Annotated in this window: 14 protein-coding genes; 5 read left to right on the forward strand and 9 right to left on the reverse strand. The window is 42.6% G+C overall.

Going from position 1 to position 23,372, the window contains the following annotated elements:
- Positions 1–43 precede the first annotated feature (43 nt).
- The 4 genes from L3J70_09760 to L3J70_09775 all read right to left on the reverse strand — a co-directional run bounded on the left by L3J70_09760 (position 44) and on the right by L3J70_09775 (position 8,193).
- Positions 44–3,328, reverse strand: a complete 3,285-nt coding sequence (locus tag L3J70_09760) for a tetratricopeptide repeat protein (GenBank protein ID MCF6236638.1) — start codon at positions 3,326–3,328, stop codon at positions 44–46.
- Between the two features lie 23 nt (positions 3,329–3,351).
- Entirely contained in the window at positions 3,352–4,890 is a 1,539-nt protein-coding gene (gene nrfB, locus L3J70_09765; GenBank protein ID MCF6236639.1) for a phage adsorption protein NrfB, read from the reverse strand.
- A gap of 166 nt (positions 4,891–5,056) precedes the next feature.
- Complete coding sequence (gene wecB / locus L3J70_09770; GenBank protein ID MCF6236640.1) at positions 5,057–6,235, reverse strand: UDP-N-acetylglucosamine 2-epimerase (non-hydrolyzing); 1,179 nt, start codon at positions 6,233–6,235, stop codon at positions 5,057–5,059.
- A gap of 203 nt (positions 6,236–6,438) precedes the next feature.
- On the reverse strand, positions 6,439–8,193 hold the full coding sequence (locus L3J70_09775; protein MCF6236641.1) for a DUF2334 domain-containing protein: 1,755 nt from the start codon (positions 8,191–8,193) through the stop codon (positions 6,439–6,441).
- Positions 8,194–8,853: 660 nt separating this feature from the next.
- On the opposite strand from L3J70_09775, the gene L3J70_09780 reads away from it, so the two are divergent.
- Entirely contained in the window at positions 8,854–9,207 is a 354-nt protein-coding gene (locus L3J70_09780) for a pentapeptide repeat-containing protein (protein ID MCF6236642.1), read from the forward strand.
- Positions 9,208–9,272: 65 nt separating this feature from the next.
- Here the strand turns inward: L3J70_09780 and L3J70_09785 are convergent, their stop codons facing one another.
- The 5 genes from L3J70_09785 to bioH all read right to left on the reverse strand — a co-directional run bounded on the left by L3J70_09785 (position 9,273) and on the right by bioH (position 17,589).
- On the reverse strand, positions 9,273–11,078 hold the full coding sequence (locus L3J70_09785) for a DUF2334 domain-containing protein (GenBank protein ID MCF6236643.1): 1,806 nt from the start codon (positions 11,076–11,078) through the stop codon (positions 9,273–9,275).
- Positions 11,079–11,392: 314 nt separating this feature from the next.
- Positions 11,393–12,361, reverse strand: a complete 969-nt coding sequence (locus L3J70_09790; GenBank protein MCF6236644.1) for a metallophosphoesterase family protein — start codon at positions 12,359–12,361, stop codon at positions 11,393–11,395.
- Positions 12,333–15,905 (reverse strand): hydantoinase B/oxoprolinase family protein, encoded by a 3,573-nt coding sequence (locus tag L3J70_09795; GenBank protein MCF6236645.1) that lies wholly within the window; start codon positions 15,903–15,905, stop codon positions 12,333–12,335. Before L3J70_09795 ends, L3J70_09790 begins: the two co-directional genes overlap by 29 nt.
- A gap of 3 nt (positions 15,906–15,908) precedes the next feature.
- Entirely contained in the window at positions 15,909–16,817 is a 909-nt protein-coding gene (bioC, locus tag L3J70_09800) for a malonyl-ACP O-methyltransferase BioC (GenBank protein MCF6236646.1), read from the reverse strand.
- Positions 16,801–17,589, reverse strand: a complete 789-nt coding sequence (gene bioH / locus L3J70_09805; GenBank protein MCF6236647.1) for a pimeloyl-ACP methyl ester esterase BioH — start codon at positions 17,587–17,589, stop codon at positions 16,801–16,803. The genes bioC and bioH overlap by 17 nt, the downstream gene beginning before the upstream one ends.
- A 278-nt stretch (positions 17,590–17,867) precedes the next feature.
- Here bioH and L3J70_09810 point away from each other — a divergent pair, with 278 nt between their 5' ends.
- The 4 genes from L3J70_09810 to L3J70_09825 all read left to right on the forward strand — a co-directional run bounded on the left by L3J70_09810 (position 17,868) and on the right by L3J70_09825 (position 23,352).
- On the forward strand, positions 17,868–19,838 hold the full coding sequence (locus tag L3J70_09810; protein MCF6236648.1) for a hypothetical protein: 1,971 nt from the start codon (positions 17,868–17,870) through the stop codon (positions 19,836–19,838).
- 161 nt (positions 19,839–19,999) lie between these two features.
- Positions 20,000–20,947 carry a peptidyl-prolyl cis-trans isomerase gene (locus tag L3J70_09815; GenBank protein MCF6236649.1) on the forward strand — a complete coding sequence of 316 codons (948 nt, stop codon included), beginning with the start codon at positions 20,000–20,002 and terminating at the stop codon, positions 20,945–20,947.
- Between the two features lie 147 nt (positions 20,948–21,094).
- On the forward strand, positions 21,095–21,649 hold the full coding sequence (locus tag L3J70_09820; GenBank protein ID MCF6236650.1) for a hypothetical protein: 555 nt from the start codon (positions 21,095–21,097) through the stop codon (positions 21,647–21,649).
- Complete coding sequence (locus L3J70_09825) at positions 21,649–23,352, forward strand: cytochrome c family protein (protein MCF6236651.1); 1,704 nt, start codon at positions 21,649–21,651, stop codon at positions 23,350–23,352. Before L3J70_09820 ends, L3J70_09825 begins: the two co-directional genes overlap by 1 nt.
- The last annotated feature ends 20 nt before the right edge of the window (positions 23,353–23,372 follow it).

Here is a 23,372-nt window from a genome sequence, read left to right on the forward strand (position 1 = left end):
TAGACCCCGTCTATTGTTCAACTTAGTGAATAACCTTCGATTATCAGTATTGTAAGACACCAGTTATCATCCAGCCAGAAGCGTAGTTTTCAATTTCACCTTTATACTGAATCCGTAATTCAGCAGATGACGTATCTGCTTGATACTGGCTTCCACCAAACAGATATTTCATAGATATACCCAGCCCAGCCTCTGCATATGAACCATTATTAATATCAGGATTTTGATATTGTCCATTTGCTACGAGGTGTGGTGACACAGAGAGACCTGAACCCAGTTGAATTTCTTTTCCGAACCCAGCTTCCCAAGAAAATATTTGTTCTGTAGAGCTGCGTCTGAAAATCCCAAAATCACCATAAAGGGATAAATAGTAATAATCATCATCACTCTTTATATCACCGATAAACTTTTTATTCCAGGAGTATTGGGCACGAGCAAGCCAGTCATCTATAGAATTGTCACCAATTTCAAAAAGCTTTTCAATGCCAAAAAATAGACCATGCTTTCTCAACGGCTTATAACGCAAGCCGATACCGCCCTGTAAAGAGTCATTATTTAACCTAAGTGTTTTCGGTGCTGTATTCCACAAAACACGAGCAAATAGTTGAAAAACACGGTCATCACGAAAACCAATAACAGGAGGTTGGTAAGTAAAGTTAACTCCACCTTGCGAAGGTATCGCACCTCCGCCAAGAGAAGGAGATACAGCCCCCTGCTCGCTTATATTTGAGCGATACACTTGGTAAAAAGAAAAGTCATAACGATTCGTGATCTTGCTGATCTCCCTTCGCATGACATCACTTTCTAAATTTTTCTGCTCATCACTCGCCTGACTATCAACTCCCTGTTTGAACCAGCGTACTGCTCCATCATTATTCATATTTCGAGCTTGTGCATAGCCCAGATTCTGATAAATTTGAGGAAAGCTAGGTTCACGCTTAACGATACCTTCAAATAACCTTCCCGCTTCATCATAGCGCTCCTCGTTCATGAGGAGATACCCTAAAGATGCGGCATACTGGCTGTTATCTGGTTTTCCAGATGCTGCTTGCTCGAGGTAATGGGTCGCTTTTTCGATATCGCCCAGTCTCCTGTAATAGGTAGCAAGCCGATATTGCTGCTTAGCTGAGCTGCTTAAGCTTTCCGCCCTTAATAACGCATTTATTGCAGATACATATTGCTCCTTTTCAGCATATATCAATGCCAGTTGATTTAAGCGATTCAACTGTAATTTACGGGTTAATACTTTTCCATCAAGACCTTCTAAGTCTTGCTGTGCTTTATCGAAATTACCGACCAAGCGATACAGACTGCTGCGATTTAAGATCACCTCATTATCATCACGATAGCTTAAAGATTTATCCAGAGCCTTGATCGAATCTCTATGTTGACCGACACCCGCATACAAATACCCCAATTCACCGTATAAACTTCCTAACTCAACTTGCGTCAATTGTTCAGGGTTAGCTAAAGCTTTGTTCATATATTTCACTGCTTCAGCATCATCCCCCAATTGTTTATAAGAAAATGCCATATAAAGAAAAGTCCGTGAATTATCGTTCTGCATTGTTGAGACGACTTGAAACTGCTCCAGTGCAGACATCCACTTCTTCTGCTGATAAAGCGAAACACCCAATGCCTGGTGTGCGTAAGCAAGACGCCCTTGATCGCTTTGATTGGTATCAACCTTTAACGCTTTATTAAACCAGTCAATGGCTATTTCATAATTTGCCTGCTCTTGAGCTATATCTGCCATCGCCCACATTGGTACCGTACTTGATGAATTCGATTTGAGTGCAGCCTGATAGTGTTTATCAGCTTTGATCCAGTCTTTACGCTGTTTTGCCAAATACCCTAACGCAATATGAGCATCATATTTTTGAGGGTTACTTTGAGCCAAGTTTATACTTCTTGAAAATGCGTGTTCTGCTTGATTCATTTGTCCAATATGGAAGTAAGCGTACCCAAGCCCCATTCTCACTCGGTAAAGTGTTTCTCTGTTTTTTATTTTCTCAAGGAGCTTGGTATATTCCTGAATTGCAGAAGGGTACCGCTTTTGGCTATATAGCGCATGAGCCAAAAACTCACGATCAGCACGATCCTCTTTGTCACTCAGCGCTTTGCGTATCCAATGCACTGCTTTACCATATTTTTTTTGCTGGTACGCCAGATTAGCAACCTCACGAATAGCCCGTCTGTTTTTTGGTGCAAGGCTCGCCGCAGAAATAAAATAGTTTTCTGCCTCCTGCCTGCTTTTTCGTTTTTTTGCAATTTCGCCTAATGCCATTAGAACTGAAAATTTATCCTGATTTTCTACTGCCAATTGATAGGCCTGCACATAGGCAGATGTCGCTTCATTTAATTGTTTGAGCTCATAATAAAGAACACCTAAACGGTAATAATATTTAAAATTTACTGTACTTTCAGTGATCTGATGATGCACTGACAATGCTTTCACATACCTCTTTTGACTGACTAAGAGATCTACAATCATATTCAAAGAAAACTGACGGTCACTCTGACTGGCTTGTTGATGCATTGAAATCATCTCAAGAACACTTACAGCCTCATTGGTGCGGTTGAGGTGTTGGTAGGCATACGCCTGATATTTTAATGTTTCATAACTATCTGGCTGATCTTCAAGAAGAGTATTTGCAGCATTGATGACTTCCCTGTATTTTTCTTGTTTATAAAGAACAATTATATAACTCAAACGTGCAGCCACATCCTGTGGGTAAATAGCCAGATACTTCTCCAGCTCTCCTGATGCTTCCTTATATTTTTTTTGACCTAAAAAGATATCTACAGACATATTTAAGGCAAACTGGCGGTTTTCCATGCTCATCGAGCCACTTTTTTCAATCATATTTATAGCACTCACAGCCTCCTCAAGACGATTAAGGTGCTGATAGGCGTACGCCTGATATTTCAATGCTTCATAATTATCAGGTTGCTCCTCAAGAAGAGTATTCGTCGCATTAATAACTGATTCGTACTCTTTCAGCTTATAAAGAACAATCACATAGCTCAGTCGTGCGCCCACATCCTGCGGGTCAATAGCTAAATACCGCTCTAATTCCCCTAAAGCTTTTGAATAATTTTCAGATTCAATTAATCGATAAGCACGATCCAGATGTGGATAACTACGAAAATGCCGAATTTGCTGTTTTAACCAGCTTTCCTCAGAAACACTATGCCTCTGGCTTTCAATAAAACCTTCACCAAATACGGGCTCGTCGGCCGCATAGCCTAGTTTGCTGAATATATGGCACAGAGATAAAATAACCACCAACACTAAAGAAAAAGAGCTTGGTTTACGCACTGACATTAGTATATTACGGCTCATTTTCATCATACTTTCTGACTTATTTGTGACTGAACACGACCTTCAATCAAGCGACCTGGGGTCGATTGAGATGAGTGAGTTGCGGCGGCCAACTCTGACTCAGTGGGGTAATGGTGATCAGTTTTATCCCACGCAATACTCTTACCTGTCAGCAAATAATTCACATAAAGCTTGATCGCTCGGCAGGTCGCTAAAAAATTGATAACGTTACCCCAAATCATGCGTGGAAAAGAGAGAAATGCTTGCTGCCAACCATAGAGACGTTGCACACAATAAGCGCGCTGAAAAATTCGAGCAATTAAAAAAACGATATTGATTAAAATCAAATACCAAAGCCAGCTGCCTTGTTCTAAAATGGCTGGAAAACGATAAGCATCTGGATTCACCCAAGTAAAAATCCATATGCCCACAATCGTGAATACGATCAAATAAGCCAAAACATTAGCAAGATTTGTCACCAAAGCTTTGCGATCACGAAATAACATATACTTTGTGCTCAAACCCCCTTTCCAGCCAAGGTTTGCCCAACCTTGGAAAACAATACCCACAACCCAACGGGATTTCTGCTTCACTGCCGCTCGGAGTGTTGCAGGAAAATATTCACGGATACACACATACTCATCAACCTCTTTACGTTTTAGCTTGCCCGTAAAAAAGCCCTTTGTTGTTATCATCCGTTTAATGGAAAATTTTACAAAAATTTGTTTCAGGCCATGCTCTTTTAAACGGAAACCAAAATCATAATCTTCAGTCAACGAATTCAGACTAAAGACTTGGTTATCATTTGAATTTCCCACGCAATCAATTGCTCGACGACTGAATGCGCACCCAGTTCCTGCTGCTGGAATACTGCGATTAAGGTGCTCTCTGACAGTAATATCCTTGTAATGACCTTGAGCAAACTCATCAATATAGTGGCCACCAGTAAATTGATACCACTTGGTTTTTAATGACAAAACCGGTAATTGAACCATATCCTTTCGCGGAACAAGGTAATTAAAAAGCTTGTAACACAAGGGATGAATAACATCTTCGCAATCTTGCATAACAAAAATATTGAAATGAATATTATTCTGTTTTTCGAATTGCCTGATCCCCAAATTAATCCAGTTAAGGCAATCAGCTTTATTCGTTGGCCCATCATGAGGGCAAACAATACAGTGTACATTTTTATGATTTCTACTGACTTTTTCCACTTCTTGCTGCGTCTTCAAGTCATTAGGGTAAGTACCCACAAAAAGATAGTAGTTGTCATAGTCCAAAGTTTTTATCGTATTCTCCAACATAGGCCGAATAACCGCAGATTCATCCCATGCTGGAACGAATACAGCAATCGGTTTTTCTGGCTTCCGCCGAAGATCATTCTCAGTGAGTGCTTGATACTTAGGTAAAACAAAGTAACGTCGATATAAACTTCGCACCATAAAATAGATATCAATAAACAGATCATCTAAACCACTGATAATAAAAATGATGCTGACAACAATCAGCAGCACTTTCATTGACACCAGCAAATACGCAATAAAATCGCTGTATTCCAACATTGAACAACACCTTTATTATAAGGAAATTCTGATCAAGTCCAATTATTTTATGCTTGTTAAAACTGTTTGTAACTTCCCCGAAGTTCGCAGCAATAGAATTGCTATTACAGCTCGCTTCGTGGAAGTTACAAACAGTTTTTCCTACGCCTAAATCTAATCAACTTAATCAGAGGTTCCTTAAGGGATTAAACTCTTCCGATGATTCTAAAAGAGAGGTGTGTCCTTTCTGTCTCCAACGACTGATTGCTTTTACAATTCTGTCTGCCGCATGACCATCACCATAGGGGTTGTTACCGTGAGTCATGGATTGGTACGCAGACAAATCATTTAATAAAAAGCTTGCTTCCTGAAATATTTTATCTCGGTCTGTACCAACAATTTTCGCCATTCCGGCCTGGAATGCTTCAGGGCGCTCGGTGAGTTCACGTAACACTAAAACCGGTATTTTAAAGGCCGGAGCTTCTTCCTGAATTCCTCCAGAATCAGTCAAAATGATATAAGACCGTTTCATCAAATTAATACAGGTTAAATAATCAATGGGGTCAGTGAGGTATACGCGCTCAACCTGATCTAGCAAGCGCATGACCGGCTCACGCACATTTGGATTCATGTGTACGGGGTAGACAATTAAAAGATCAGGAAAGGCTTCCACTAACGCCTTGAGTGCAGCACATGTATTTTCCAGATCCGTTCCCCAGGACTCTCGTCGATGGGAAGTCACGAAAAGAATACGATGGTCATCGAAAGGTATATTTTCGAGTGGTGTATTATCGAACTGATACGGTTTTTCAAGCTGAATGGTCAAAGCATCAACGACTGTATTCCCCGTAACAACAATTTTTTCTTCTGCAATACCTTCATTCAACAATTTTGTTTTAGCCAGTGCAGTAGGTGCAAAGTGTATATCTGCCAACACCGAAGCCAATTGGCGGTTTATCTCTTCAGGAAAAGGACTGTATTTGTCATGACTACGCAAACCCGCCTCTACATGACCTACAGGTATTTTTTTATAAAAACTGGCTAATGATGCAGCAACGACTGTCGTCGTATCGCCTTGAACCAACAATAAATCGGGTTTAACGTCATCAATTGTTTGGCTCATCGCCTTGAGTACAAGAGTCGTCAAATCTGTCAGATTTTGATTAGGCCGCATGACCGAAAGATCAACATCTGGAACAATTTCGAACAGAGTAAAAACCTGATCAAGCATCTGTCTATGTTGAGACGTAGAAATAACAACGATCTCAAATAAGTCTGGGTGCTTTTTTAGAGAGTGAATAACAGGAGCCATTTTTATAGCTTCCGGACGCGTGCCAATTACGACAGCAATACGCTTACGCTTCATTTTTTATTATCTCCTATAACTCCAACAAAATTGCTTTGCAATATTTGGAGAACTGCTAAGGCGCGCTTATTTTTCCTTCAAGAAGCAAAACTCCTGAGGTCTACAGCACAAACGCTATTAAAAAACGGGATAATTATGACAGGTATCAGACCCACGCTGGGAAAATCCCAGCGTATTGACCCTTTTACATATGAGCTATGTGATTACTCTTCTACCAAATCACGACCACTTACCCATTGATAACCTAACCCTGTAATACCTTCTACCAACTTGTTTAAATCTTCCAGACCAGGAACATTAAACTCTGGTTCCAACCAAAAAGGATGAAAGTAAAAGGAAGCAAAACCATCGCGAACGACAAATGCATATTTTGCATTTTCATAAAGATCATTCCACATTACAACATTTGCATTTTGACCAATGTCATAGACAAAATTTCCGAGGTTTTCAGGAAGAACCTTTTGACCATAATGATCGGATTCAATAATGTAGGGAAAGAATTGACCGATTGAAAAATCACGATCAGGGTTGTTTGTATCGAGATTTAACTGCGGATTTGTTGAGGTGTAATAGAATGACCGCTCATAACGCGTTGCACCCGCACCCAGTGCGGCATAAGTATTGGGCGAACCTTGATAGTGTGGTGTTTCCCATGCATAAGGTGTAATCCCTACGCTTGCAAACACATCCCGCCCAGCCTGAATTCTATCTGCCGTCCAAGCAACAGAATCTTCACTGACAGGTCGATTATTCACAACATCCCAAAACTCATAATCATCTGCCGTTACACCGGAAGTTGGGTTCTGCATATCACTGTATTGATGAGTCACACCGTGCATCAAAACATGACCACCACGAGCCGTTGCATATTGCAATGAATCTAGCAAGTTCGGAGCTTCAGAAATAGGAATTTCCTCCGCAACACCATTATTAAAGACACCGAGTGGATCTCTATAGATCGGAACAACAGCCATTGTAAATGGAATCTGTTTGGCACTCAGATAGTCACTGAGCTGATTTAAGGCCACTGAGCTAGTTTTAGCACTGATATCCTCAAAACGAACCATGGCACGACGGTTTTCTTCATGTGGAATTTCCAAGATGTCATGAAGCATATCACTGAATACTAAATAACGATCTCTCGGGCCAATAAATGAAAGTGGAATATCAGCAACATACCAGAAGTTTGCAGAGTTCGTAATATAGGGTGCACGTTCGTTTGTGCCGCTATTAACGATCTCTACGAGTGTTGTCGCTTTAGCAGGATCACTGACTTTGACGATGCCGATATCTGGGTCTGCAGAAATTGCTTGTGTCGTAGCATCATAAGCATAAAACTTCTTGAATGGTAAACCTTTATACATAACGGTATCAAAGAAACCAGGCTCAGAATTACTGGGTGATGGCGGTGTATCAAATCCTCTGGATTCAATTAAGTTGATACCAAACTTTTCACTAAAACCATAAGCGGTGTTCCAAGCCAGATCCCATAAGTTATATTTAAACCAAACAACCGTTGTATTGGTGGTTGAAACATCGGAATGGAAGCTGCTTGGGGCAGAGTTATTGTAGTAGCTCCCAAGATAAAAAAGCGCATCATAAGATTCAACTTCGCCTGCTACGTAATCTGCAATCCGCTTCATTTCTACATCCATTGGAAAATGGCCAAGCAGGTTTTTAAGCATAATTGCCTGGGACAGCCCCAGTTTTTGCATAGGCACTCCAGCCGGTGCGTCATAGAGAATCAAAGCACGCTGATCAACGGGTGTTGGATCAACCGGTGTCGGATCAATAACGGGACTATCCTTATGATCTCTTATGCACTGCTTTAGATTTTCACCTTTATGTTCTTTCTTACAGTGTTTCTTATCTTTTTTCTTGTCATGCTTATGATCGTCGTCATGCTTTTTACCATGATCATCGCCAAACCCTAGCATTTTACGATGTTCTTCAGACATTAGTGTCGCCTCATTATCTGAAGCGTTAGCAATACCAGAAGTATATGCTTGTGCGAACAATACAACACAAATGAGTAATGTAAATTTAATATCAAAAAAGTAATGTGAAAAGTGGAGTCTGTTTTTTATTATCATTTTCTTCATTCCTAGAGGTTCGTTCAGTACAACATTGAGCCCCGTAAACCGATCATTCGCTTCAGAACCCAATCTTTTTCGCCAACTAGCACTTTCTATTTGACGTCTTTGCACGAAAAAGCCATCTAAATCTATGCGATCAATTGGCTAAAAAGTAAAAAGTAAAAAGTATACCCTTCATACGAAGACCTTTACATTAAATCAAAACCATCCAGCTTACGCAAGACCAGCACAAAAGTATTTTTTCAGTTCGATTCTTTAAAAACCCAAATAACCAAGCTTTTTTATCAAGCTTTAACATTGATATTCAAGCTCATTACAAAACAATAACAATAATATTTAAACCCTCAAAAAAACGTTCCATCTTCTTCACGATGTGTATTTTATTTTCTGAATTCAGAGCTTTAAAATTACAGACTATTATTAAGGTGACGATACCCCATTTAGAATATACTCAATACTGCCGTAAACTTTAAAGCTGCATTAAACTCTTGCTAGCAGTCAAGATAAAAAGGAGACAAACAAATGAATATCAGGCCTAAAATCACTGATGATCCGATGTATCAATTACTTCGGGAAGAAAACATCAAAGAATTTAATGCGCAAAGAAAAAGTGGTAAAAAACTCGATTTTAGTTATTGTGATTTTCGCAACCTTGACTTAAGAGGCATGGATGCCGAAGGCATTGATTTTAATCATGCTTACTTTCGTCAGTCCGACTTGCGTGGTATAGATTTTTCACAGAGCCGCATGGAAGGCACAAGCATCAACTCCGCACGAATCTCTGGAACTTATTTTCCTTTAGCTCTCTCGGCGGATGAAATCACGCTTTCACTCTTGCATGGCACGCGAATGCGCTATCATTATCATCGAAAGTAACTGGACTAATGTCGTACAAATTAAGCTCTAACAAACATAGCCACGTGAGCCCTGTTATTTTGTGCCTACTCTGGATTTCGGCCTTTACTCCTAATCATAAGAACCGCCGCCATTGCTAGCAGCAACTCAATCAAACCTGTCGCACCTCCGCCAGAGCTGCTTTTAGCCGTGATGGGCGCTTCTATTTTTCGCTCTGGAACAACAGTCGCACTGCCATCACACACATACCCCAGCTCACAGGGACTGATAAATTCATAACCCGCCTGCCGCACACCATCGACCACCTTTTTAAGGTGCTCCACGCCCAACTCGGGGTGATAGAAAAAACTGGCCACACGATCGCGGACAACAGATAATTTTTCCGCATATCGAACCAAATCATCAGGAGACACGGCACGATACCCAGGAATGGGAACCAGAGTCACATTCCCCATATTCTCAGGGATTAACTGATAACCATACAAATCTTTTTCTATGGGATATGGGAAAAATTGACTAAAGAACTTTCCACCAGGGCTCTCATCACTAAAATAAATTAAACGCCCATAATGAATTGGAAATAGTTTTTGAATTGCAACATAGCTCGTCTCACTTGCCATATAATGAGCCGCTTCCCAAGCAAAAGGTTTGAAGCCACTATCAAAAAAAATGTGGGTTGCTTCAGTCACTCTGTCAGTCGCCCACTCAGCAGAGTCTTCAGGCAGTGCGCCTAGATAGTTCAGTGACCCATCATCATTCATGGTCACCCGAAAAAATTCAAAGTCATGACCTGTTATTCCGTTGAATGGATTCGCGCCACCACTCCACTGGTGGCTGTACCCATGCATTATTACAGAGGCCAACCCTGTATCGTAATGACGTTTGATCACATCAGCTATCGACGAGCCAAGCATTTTAAGCGATTTTGGCACACCACTATTTTCCATACCGCGAGGGTCTTCATACGTCGCGACCGCAGCAATGGTGAACGGTATATTTTCTGACTCAAGGTACCCTGCGATTTTCTCCAAGTCTCGGCTATCTTTACCCGGGCTAACGTCCTCCAGACGAAGAAGTATATGTTTTTTTTCTTCAACAACACCCGACTCCAGAATATCGTGCAGCAAATCAGCAAAAACCAGGTAACGATCCTCTTCAGAAAGAAACAAAAATGGGAGATCACCGACATACCAAAAATTGACGGAGCGAGTGATATAAGGGAGTTTGGTTAAATCGCCGTCTATTTCAGAGGTTGGATAGGCGGTTGCATAAGCAGAGCTTTTGTTGGCATCAATTATTTTAACGGTATTCAGAACCGTATCACATGCCCATGGGCCTTGCCGGTTATCCCCTGCTGTCCATTGAATACCATCCACTTCATTAATACATTTGTCCATACTGGCACCTGGGTTCGCATAAACCACAACACCCTTATGAAGCTCTACACCCTTGTATTCAACACGATTAAATTTTCTGTTGTTATCAACCCCTAAAAATTGAAACCCATACTTATTTATAAAATTTTCTACCCCCATCTGATTAACCAAACTCTTGATGTTATGGTTGAGCCATACAACGGTAGAATCTGTTTCTGCAACATCGGTCAGAAAGCTTTGGTAGTTCTCGTATTTTTTTTGTTCTCCACTTGCCAGCCGTTTTGCCGGCTCATCAAAAGTGGCGCCTATGTAGAAAATAACATCATACCCATCAAACTGACCAGACTGGTATTCAGACACTGGCCATAGCTTAACTGTGGCATGAAAATGCCCAAGAAGGTTCTCAAGCATCATCGCGTGTTCCTTACCAATATGACCAAATTCACCGGCATTGTCGTACAGCACAAGAACATCACGCCCCTCATCAGGCGGGGACAACAACAAATTTTCAGCCATTACATTTGAAGCTGAAAAGCAGACCAGCAAACAACAAGCCGAAGCCAACCTGAATTTCATTGCTACATGGACCAGAAACAACACACTGCACTTCAATGTAGTCAATAATGACCTTTTAATTGACATCTCAATCACTCTATTTTTGATTTTATTACTGACCTTTTTACCATGCCGTCATAGATTCAGCAATACGCGCGCATTGCCACTTTGACTTTCTGCTCACTATTGCGAACGACATTGGAAACAGAAAAAACTGCTGTAAAACCACAGAAAAAAGCGAAAAACAGCCCGAAAAGACTGTAAAAAATTAAAATTTACAACGTGTTGTGAGAAAGGTGATGCAGAGTAATTTCCGGCGGGCAGTTCAGCCGTACCGCAACAACAGATGCCCCAACTCCGACCGAAGTGTAACCCACCATATTATGATACTTCCAAGCCCCTGACCCCAGAGCTCTTGGCAAATCTGCATCCAGGGTCAGCGGGATTTTTCCAGGAAGGCAGATCTGACCACCATGAGTATGCCCACCCAACAATACATTGAAATCGGCATAAGCGGCCTGGCGATATATTTCAGGCGTATGTGAGAGCATAATAGAAAATTCATTATGCGGTATTTTAGCCGCCGCTTTTTCGATATTATCCGCACGAAAGTAGTGAGCGTCATCAACACCCGCAAAGTGAAGCCGTGCATCACCTCGCTGAATGGTTGTCGATTCATTCAGCAACATCGTAATTCCCATATCTTCAAGCCCCGGCAACATACGTATCGTATCGTGGTTGCCTAACACTCCTAAAGTCTGCTTTTTGATGTGCGCCTGTACACGCGCCATACCCTCAAGAGTTTCATCAAATGAACCAAAGGTTTTCCCACGGTAATCACCTGTTAACACGCAGATATCATAATCAATTTCTTGTAATAGCTCGATTAAACGAGTCATCACTTCCGGGTTCATATCAACGTGCATATCACTGATGTGAAGTATCGTAAACCCATCGAATTCTGCGGGTAGATCCGACAATTTGATGTAGTTGTGCCGCAATTCAATGCGTTTACAATTGTTGCGCCCGCGCCAATATAACCCTGATATTTTCAGGGTGTTGCGAATCAAGGAGTGAATCGAATACCAGTTTTCAATATGAAAAAAATTAAGGCCATGACCAAAAACATGTGCGTCATGGTCATCCTCAATTCCAAGCCGCTGCCTTGCATGCATGCGTCCTAAACGGCGCTCAAGTCGATCAATAATCTCTTTGTTATCCATTCTTTTTAACAGGCTCACCATAGCCGCCCCCACCTGGGGTCTCAATCCTAAAAATATCACCCGATTTCATTTCAATGCAACAGGTCGAAGGCAATCTCTCACTCTGACCATTTTCTCTCTTTATCCACTGCTGGCCAACCCGTCCTGACTGACCGCCACCAAGGCCATAAGGAGCAACCTTGCGCCGATTGGCTAAAATTGAGAGCTGCATACCCTGTAAAAACCGAATCTGACGTATCATACCACCACCCCCAGAATATTCACCACAACCCCCACTATTTTCCCGAATTGCAAAAACTTCCAGGCGCACTGGGTAACGTAGCTCTAATATTTCAGGGTCAGTCAGACGTGAATTAGTCATATGACTGTGTATCGCGGCCACTCCTGAATAGCCTGGGCCCGCGCCCGTTCCGCCGCCAATCGTCTCATAATATTGATAGTGCTCATTGCCGAATGTCAGATTATTCATTGTGCCCTGTGATGCCGCCTGAATATTCAACGCCCCATAAATTGCATCCGTAATACATTGTGATGTTTCAACATTGCCTGCAACAACAGCGGCTGGGTAGCTCGGGTTCAAAAAACTATCTTTAGGTATATTAAGTATGATCGGGCGCAAAAAGCCATCATTGAGCGGAATGTCTTCATCAATCAAAGTTCTTAATACATAAAGTGTCGCAGCGCGACAAATCGAAGCCGGTGCATTGAAATTATTATCAAGCCGTGCAGACGTTCCTTTAAAATCAAGCTCCATCGTCTCTTGCTCGCGATTGATTGTCACTTTCAGGCACACTTCAGCGCCATTATCCATCGCATAACAGAACGTACCGTCAGAGAGTGTTGGCAACAATCGTCGTACCATTTTTTCAGAGGCATCCAGAATATGGCTCATATAAGAGCTGACCACATCAGCGCCCGACTGATCACATAACAGCCGTAACTCTTGAATGCCTTTCTGATTTGCAGCAATCTGGGCACGCAGATCCGCCAGGTTTTGCTCTGTGTTACGTGCAACAAAAAACAGACGCTGCAACTCACCCTCTAAAAATTGACCATTTTTAACCAACGCAACACAATCAAGCAGCAAACCTTCTTCATCAATATGACGGCTATTCGCTGGCATAGAACCTGGACTGATGCCGCCGATATCTGCGTGATGCCCTCGGCTGGCCACATAAAATCGTATTTTTTGATCCATAAAAAGAGGTGTGACAACGGTGATATCGGGCAGATGAGTGCCGCCTGAATAAGGGTTATTCAGCGCATAAACATCCCCCGCTTGCAGCTGCGACCCAACTTTCTGGATTACCGCCCGAATCGACTCACCCATCGACCCGAGATGCACTGGAACATGGGGTGCATTGGCAATGAGCTGGCCTTCTGCATCAAACAGTGCGCAAGAAAAATCTAGCCGTTCTTTAATGTTAACGGAGTGTGCCGTATTAGCGAGGGTGACTCCCATCTGCTCCGCAATACTTTTAAAGCGATTATTAAATAATTCCAAACGCACAGGATCAACATAATTGACATCAAAAGCCTCTGAGTGCTCTTGATGAACAGGGTTTGGCCGACTGAGCTCAAGATTGCCTATTTCAGTCAAACAGGCCTGCCACTCAGGTTCGACCACGATCGTACCTGTTTTTTCTAGAATCAGGGCTGGGCCTTTTATGATCTGTTTAGTGATCAAGTTTTGCCGCTGATAGACCGGCACTTGTTGCCACGCTCCATCAGAATAGAGTGAAACGGTATCCAATGGTTTTGCTGAAAATTTGTCTTTGTCTCTACTTTTATTGAAACAATATTCAATCGTCTCCATTGTTCCAATAAGCTCGACACTGATACTAGCCACCACCAATGGTGTCTCTTTTAAAATAAAGCCAAAGTGCTGTTGATGGCTCGATTCAAACAGTGCTTGAACAGAAGAGAGTTCGCCATCGAAACCCACTTCCAATGCAGTATTACTGCCTTGGTAACGCAGTTGTAAACGCCTCTTTCGCTGAAAGTGAATTTGATTTTGCTGAAGCAACTTCTCTTGAAGAGGTGTTTCCAATGACAGGTATTCTTCTTCCAAGGCCATGCCCTTTGAAAATGGCCGCTCAATGGTACGATCCTGCCGCTCACGAATTTCAGCCAAACCCATGCCAAAAGCAGATAACACACCCGCATAAGGGTGCAACAATATTTTACGAATAAAGAGTGCATCAGCCACCTGACAAGCATGTTGCCCTCCGGCTCCACCAAAGCAGGTGAGAATATAGTCGTTTAGATCATAACCCCGCTGCACAGAAATAGTTTTAATCGCATTCGCCATATTGGAAACCGCAATTTCCAATGCACCCAAAGCAAGTTTTTCAATACTTTCCCCTGACTTTTCAGCCAAAGCTTGGAATTTTTCCTGAACACAGAGTCGATCCAGAGGTAAATCTGCATGAGCGCCAAAGACTTTGGGGAAGTAGTCGGGCTGAACCCGTCCCAGCAGCACATTACAATCGGTCACCGTTAAAGGCCCACCACGGCGATAGGATGCGGGGCCGGGATCAGCCCCCGCAGATTCTGGCCCCACGCGCAAGCGCTCACCTTCATAAGAGACCACTGAGCCACCACCCGCCGCAACAGTATGAATCGACAGCATCGGCACACACATTTTCACACCGGCAATCTCAGTTTCCAGAGTGCGCTCATACTCCCCCGAAAAGTGAGAAACATCCGTTGAGGTTCCCCCCATATCGAAACCAATTATGTTTTGATAACCCGCTTGTTGCGAAACTTTCACCGCGCCAATAATACCGCCCGCAGGGCCGGATAAAATGGCATCTTTTCCCTGGAAGAGATGCGCAGAAGTCAGCCCTCCCAGCGATTGCATAAATTGCAAATCAACCCCGGGCAACTCTTTTTCAACTTGCTCAACATAATGCCGTAACACAGGACTCAAATAAGCATCCACCACCGTTGTTTGCCCACGATTAATATATTTGATCATCGGGCTGACTTGATGAGAAACCGAAATTTGTGAAAATCCGATCTGTTTTGCAATATCCGCGACAACTTTTTCATGCTGATTAAAACGATAGCCATGCAATAAGACGATGGCCAATGAACGAACCCCATGATCAAAAAGCGCTTGCAGTTTTTTCTGTGTATGGGGCAGATCCAGTGCTTCAATCTCTTGCCCATTGACATCCAGACGGCCACTTATTTCCACCGACTGGCTATAAAGTGGCTCGGGACGGTGGATTTCTAAAGCAAAAATATCAGGGCGATTTTGATAGCCGATCTGTAGTGCATCTTTAAAACCACGATTGGTAATCAACGCAACCGCTTCACCTTTGCGCTCCAGTAATGCATTAGTGGCCACTGTAGTGCCCATTTTTACTATTTTGATTTTTTCAACAGGAATCTTCTGATCTTTTTCAATACCTAAAAAATAGCGAATACCAGCAATCGCAGCATCGGAATATTGCTCAGGATTTTCTGAAAGTAGCTTATGAGTTTTTAATTCACCATAGGGCAAACAGGCCACAATATCTGTAAAGGTTCCGCCACGATCAACCCAAAACTGCCACATGTTTTAAAACCCACCATTTCGCAAACGTCGTCGAAACTGTTCCAATGGAATATGGATGGGAGCATTCGCTTCTTGCTTTTGCTCCTCAGCATTAGCCAGCCACGCATGACCGTATACCACTTCATAAGTCGCAGGCAATCGACCGTCATCATTACGAAATTGTTCGTAAGCTGCCATGAGTTTTTTAATCTTTGCAGGAGTTGTCAAGGCTCGTGAGCGACCTGAATTCACATTATGAGCACCGATCATTTTCAGGTCTTTCATGAGTGCTGTAACAGTTTCATAGGTCAGCGTAATGTCTTCCGTATCAAGAATCACCATTTTGAAACCAGTATCTTTCATGATGTCACCAATATCATGCATATCAATAAATGCATTGACATGAATTTCATCATCAACTTCCGCCCAACTCTGACGTAATTCTTTCAGCGTATCAGGACCAAAGGTACTGAACATAATCAAACCTTCAGGTTTCAGTACCCGCGAAAATTCTGTAAATGCTTGTTTAAGATCGTTGCACCATTGAATTGTCGAGCTGGAAAACAACATGTCGCTGCTATTTGTTGCCAAAGGTAACGACTCTGCATCACCACAAATCACAGATTGTCTGGTCGCGTGATCAACATCAAAATTTTGATGTGCTTGTTGTAACATCGCATGTGCTAAATCGAGTGAAGTGATATGTGCGTCAGAATAGCGCGCAGCTAAACCTCGACTTAAATACCCTGTGCCTGCACCAATATCATAAATCTGCTCAGGTGAAACACGTAAAAAATCCAGGCGATCAAGCAGTCGCTCTGCAATTTCATGCTGCAATACAGCCGCTTCATCATAATGGGGGGCGGCACTATTAAATGCCTGACGTACCAGTTCCTTATCTAAGTGATAGGAAGAGTCAGATGGAAAATTCATTCAAAAAGTCCGTTATGGTGAGAAGAAATTCAGCAGGGTGTGAGATAAAAGGCACATGGCCAGCACCGCTCAAAACATCAATTCTAACATTGGCTAATAGTGGTTGCACTGCTGTGCCTACTGAAGCAGGAACCAATTGGTCATGCTCACCAAAAATCATTTGAACTGGACAGCTTATATTTTTTAAATCCGGTCGCAAATTTGCTGTTTGCAAGATAGAAAGGCCGCCTTTCAGCGCGGTGACTTCAGGCGTACCAAATTTAAACAACTGGGCACGCAGTTGCCGCAATGTCTCACGAGCATTAATAGAACCACGAACTTGCAGTGCAACAAAACGATTTAATATCGCCTTTTCATCTTCAAGCAAAGCATCCGCAAACTGAACTAATACCGAAGGTTCCACTGCACACGGCCAATTACTGTCACTGACAAACTGCGGTGTACTTGTCACCAGTGATAACGCATGCACACGCTCAGACGCATTAACTGCAATATATTGAGCAATAATGCCGCCTAAAGACCACCCTGTCCAGACTGCATTATCGGGTGCAACATCCAGCACTTGCTCTGCAATTGTTTCCAATGAATAGCATGAATTCTGCAATGCACTGCGACCATGCCCTGGCAAATCAATCACCGTTACTTGGAAATTTTCGCTCAATTTGTCAACGACCTTATCCCAAAGATCAGAGTGCCCTCCCCAACCATGAAGCAAGACGACAGGAAAACCTTTTCCAAAGATTTTCCTGTAAATACCAGATACAACTCCCATTGATAAATATGCTCCAAAAAATAACGGCATTGCTAACTTAAGTATGGTTTTCGATTTTTATCTACTTGATAAATAATCTAAAAAAAAATAATGAAACTATTGTTAATTAGCAATGCCAAAATAACTTTATTTTTAAGCGGATATAGATTGCCAAGTAACGGGATAAAAAACTTTACTAAAACCTTATTAATACACTATGATACTACTCAGGATTGCTGTTTATCAAAAGGATAGGAGAATAAAACAATAAAAATAACTAAAAATTAAGGGGTATAGCTATGATTAAGATAGTGATAAAAGGCCTCCTGCTAACAGCTGCTATCGTTATGGGCAGTACGGCATGGGCAAAACTACCGCCCCCACCGGTAAACCAAAACATTGGTATACCTGATGGGAAATTTGAGACAATGACCTTTCACACCTGCCTAGGCTGCCACGGGGATCCCGTTAACGCACCGGCTCCCGTCAAGATAGGCTATCTGCCTGACCGACATCACCTTCGAGTCGATACACCGATCGGTGAATACACAGACTCACCCTACCCAGACCTCTCTCCAGATGGCGACCATAAATGTATTACTTGCCATAAAGTTGACTGGGTCGAAGACTCATCAAGGCCTCTCGGGGGTTACTTTAAATTTGCAGAAGAGCCAACAGAGCCTCTGTTTCGTGATTGTTTAAACTGTCACAAACAGACTGTAGATGATAATGGAAATTTAAAAGCAACGGTTCATCACTTGACAGACAAAGCTCAGAAAAAACTCTGTTATCAATGCCATGGCAGTACAGTTAATAATGCAACGGATGACCACAGGATTCCTGACCCTACAGCTGACAAAGCACGTAACTGTGACAAAGTTGATCCAACGGCTATTGATCCAGACAACCCTATTTCAACAGAGCGAAATGACTACAATATTTCGTTAATTACACCATGGCCTGGTGATAACTATGATGACCCAGCCTGGAAGAGCGTCTTGCGAGACTTTTATTCCGAATGTCCAGAGGTTGCTGAAGTCTATCTTGAAGAAGGTGGACAATTCCAAATCAACCCTCCACGCTATCGCTATGAAATGGATGGAGATGGTGAGACTAAAGCCATATTACTTGCTGATGATGAGGCTGGCGGTCGTCGCACAGGTAACTGCGAACATTGCCATTTCGCGGGTGAAAATCCAGGCGATGAAGTACAACCTAACACAGGTCTGGCAAAATCTGATGTCGGCACCAACATGACAAACCACCATGGTTCGGGTGTTGGCCAACCTGGAAGTGGCTCAGTGCATAGCTGTGATCTTTGCCATTCACCTAGTGATCCACCTGATTATGCAATCCGTGGTTGTGAAGTTTGTCATGGAATCAGTACTCTGCATGCAATTGAGTATGATGCAGAAGGCGATGGCATTGACCCTGGCAATGAAAAGCCATTTATGGGACACATCGGTAACGATTTAAACTGTCGTGGTTGTCATCTAAACTTTAGAACAGGTGAAGTATTCGAAGCATCCAGTCGTTCACTTTCTGGCAGCAGCGGTTCTGAGTTTGGTGGACTAGTTGGATACAACACTCCTGTACCTGAAATTGAGTCTATGAGTACTGCCGGAGCCATTGCGGGTACAACGACAGCTCTCACGATTACAGGCACAGGCTTCTACGCAACTCTAAATACATCCTTTGGAGTTAAAGAAGCGATTCCACATGTTGAGCTGATTGATTCCAGTGGCGTGGTTACCAAGTTGGATTTAGGGAGAAGTGATGTTACGGAAACAACCGTTAACGTGACCATTCCCGCCACTATGCAAGCTGATACTTACGAGCTTTATGTCGTAAAAGGTCAACGCTATACAGAAATGAACGGTGAGCGTGATTATTCACAACAGTCTGGCACTGTGCCGTTCCTTATCACACACAACCCTACGATTGAATCGGTCAACTGTACTGATGGCACGGTCACAATCAACGGCTTTGGCTTCGGTAGCATGCTAACCGCCGACAAGTACGGCAACGAAGGTTATGTGGATGGTGGAGATCTGGTGGGTGTGGCTAGAGATAGCTTGGCATGTTCAGTCGAATCCTGGACCAACACCCAAATTGTAGCAGATTGTGGTGAAGGCTCAGGTACTGTCACTCTTGACAGCCTCTACGGCGATGCCTCTTCTAATGAAGCTTGCGGTAGCAGCACTGGTGGCCGACCTGACTGGTGGTCTCTCTGGAGCTGGTTTGCTTCCTGGGGTTGGTCAGGACGTTAAGCCATAACCTTGCTTGACAAAGAGCTCTTTCTTTCGCTCTTTGTCAGGTCAATCAAACTATTTGATAGGAAGGAGGCCTTAGCAAAGCCTCCTTTTTTAATGCACTTTAAAAAGGTTTGCTTATGTACAAAATATTTTTAGTCGCCACTGTTTTGCTTTTAATGACAACCACTGCGTACAGCAACAGCCCGACCATTGTCGCCAAAGTCAACGGCGAACCCATCTATGAAAAAGAGCTCACTGAATCTATGGATTTGCGTTTTAATAAGAGCAGAAAATTTGGAGTCGCATCAATAGATCAACAAAAACCCGAAATTGCATATGCTCTTAAAATGCAAACACTCAGTGAATTAATTAATTCCAAAGTTCTCTACCAAGCGAGTCAATCTGAAAAATTCTCAAAGAAAAAACTAGCTAAAATAAAAGAGAATGTTGATCAAAAGCTGCTCTCTTTAGCGCATACATTTGGCAGCGAAAAATCCTATGAGAAATTTTTAGCCACTAAAGACAGCTCTTTAAAAGAAAAACGTGATTTTTTTAGAGGTACATTTCTTGTGCAAGCCTATTTTGACAAACAAGGTTTGACCAATCCAAATATTCCAGAAGCTGATATAAAAGCACTGTATGAGACACAAAAAACCAGCTTTAAAATTCCAGAGCAAGTAAAACTTAGCCAAATCTTTATACCCGTTGAGAAAGGGATCGCTCCAAAAGAAAAAGAAGTGATAGAAAAAAAGGCTGAAGAAGCACGCCAATTACTCTTTGATGGAAAAAGCTTTTCCAACGTTGCTGAAATAATGACTGAAAAAACAAAATTAGAAGTCACGGGAGGTGAACGTGGTTTTATAAAGCGTGGCACTCTACCTAAAAAAGTGGACAACATTGCATTCACCATTATGCCAAACATCGTAAGCCACGTAATTAAATCAAATTTTGGTTATCACGTTCTAATGATTACAGATAAAAAACCAAGCACCTTCTCTCCTTACAACAAAGTCAGAGACTTTCTTCTAAAATATTTAGAAAATGAGACCGTTAGTCACAGCGTGACTGAACACACAAAAATGCTTAAAGAAAAAGCCAGTATTGAAATTTTTTTAAAAGAATAGAGTTTTCATTGATGACTTTCCAGGCCTGCATTATTTATCACGATGACCCTGAGAGTGCTCTCGCCTTGGCTTATGGACTCTTAAGCTGATTTGCTCCCAAAACGGGTCAAAAAAGTGTTAACAATCAATGATAAATTAGGTGAAATCATGATCAAAAAACTGCGATATCTCCTGCTATTAACACCAATATTCACTATCGGCATTGGCTTCTTAACTATCTCACCACCCAGTTTAGCAATGATGGGAAAAGACCTCTTCGGAAGTAATGTCACTGCGGCCAAGTGCCGTGTTTGTCATGTCAAACGTTTTGAAAAAGGCGATAGCCCTTTGGCTGAATGGCTTCAATGGCGCAACCCAAACAAACACCATTTGAAAGTCGGTGAAAAGGTTGAATGCCCTACCGGACCACCAGGTGCAGACTTAGGTGATGTTTATGATTGCACCTCTTGCCATCGTTTTGTTTGGGATAGCGAAACGGTTTCGTACAAATTTGACGTTTTCAGAGACTGCCTCTATTGCCATAGCGTCGATACAGTCACAGGCCCGCCGATGAGTAACCGTCACCCGATGATGGGGCGTAATTGCAGCGTTTGTCACGGCATCACGATCTACGAAGATGGCACATATGATTACACAAACAGTGGTGGTGGTATGGGTGGTGGTGGCATGGGTGGCCGAATGATGGGCGGAGGTGGCTGCTAATGAAAACATCATTAATATTTAAGCAGACACTACGAACCCTTCTATGTACGATTGCTATATTTACTACACCTGCTTGGGCTAGTGTTCCCCCACCGCCAGTCAACCAAAATATAGGCATTCCCGATGGAGTGCTGAATGATATGACATTTCAGACCTGCCTGGGTTGTCATGGTGATCCTGTCAATGCACCTGCTCCGGTTAATATTGGTTACTTACCTGACCGGCACCACCTGCGAGTTGATACGCCTATTGAGGAATATTCCGCATCACCTTTTCCAGAAGCCTCTCCAAGTGGTGATCATAAATGCATTACTTGCCATAAAGTTGACTGGGTCGAAGACTCATCAAGACCTCTAGGCGGTTACTTTAAATTTGCATTAGACCCTACAGAACCAATATTTCGTGACTGTCTGACCTGCCATGAGCAAAAACCTGGCATTGCCTCGGTACATCATTTAACACCAAAAGCACAAGATGCCCTGTGCCCACTGTGCCATGGCAGTTTGATTGATTTTCCTTATGGTGACCACTATATCCCAGACTATGACATCTCATTTATAACACCATGGCCAGGAGATAATTACGATAGCAGCAGTCCATCCAATCAATTTGATCCACCTGTTGCCAGTTATAATGACCGCCGTAAAGGCAACTGCGAACATTGCCATTTTTCGGGCACAGATCAAGTCACGGGTCTAGTCATACCTACAAACCGCGAAACCCACCATGGTACCGGTGTCGGACAACCCGATAGCGGTTCAGTGCATGGTTGTGATCTATGTCATGATACAACCCCCCCCAACCACACCATTCGTGGCTGTGAAAAGTGCCATGGTGTCAGCTCATTACATAACATCGAGTTTGACCGTAACGGTGACGGCATCACTCCTGGTAAAGAGGAGCCTTTTTGGGGGCATATCGGCAGCCCTGCCAACTGCCGAGGTTGCCATGGAAACTTTGCAGGGGCGAGCACTGAAGCCATCTTGCAAAGTGACCAAGGCTTATCATCTGGCGCTAATATTGTACCTACTATTACCCATATGGGAATGGGGAAGCGCTCTCATAGAAGCAGAAATCTCTCCAGCGCGTCACTCAGTACGCGACAGTTACAACAAGCACCTCAGCAATCAACAGATTCAAGAACGCTTTCATTCACTGGATCTGGATTTACCAGCAAAATAGCAAGCCCTGACGGCACTATTGAGATCATAGCTAAACTGGTGTTAACCAATAAAACTGGTGAAACTTTTGAGTATGAACCATCAAAATCAACACCGACCACGCTTGAATATATCTTGCCAGAAAATTTAGAGTCAGGTAGTTACGATGTACATCTCGCTAAAAAATCTATTATTAGCCCTATTGCTAATTTAGTGATCAGGCCTGACCTCATAGTCAGTGACATTAGCTGTGACAGCGGTGAAGTTGTTATCAATGGCAGTGGTTTCATTAGCTACCTGAATGCAGAAAGTTCAGGCACTAACATCACAAATTCAAAAACATCTGAAGAGTGTAGTATTGAATCTTGGGAGGATCATAAAATTATTGCTAATTGTGGTACTGGGTCTGTTGAAAATATAAAAATCAATAGCATTTTTGGAGATACGTTAGCCAATGCGGCTTGTGAAGGTAGCTCTACGGGTCGCCCCGACTGGTGGTCTCTTTGGAGCTGGTTTGCTTCCTGGGGCTGGGCTGGACGTTAAAAACTGTTAAATAGAGGTAT

The organism is Gammaproteobacteria bacterium (assembly GCA_021648145.1).
Lineage (GTDB): Bacteria > Pseudomonadota > Gammaproteobacteria > JAADGQ01 > JAADGQ01 > S141-38.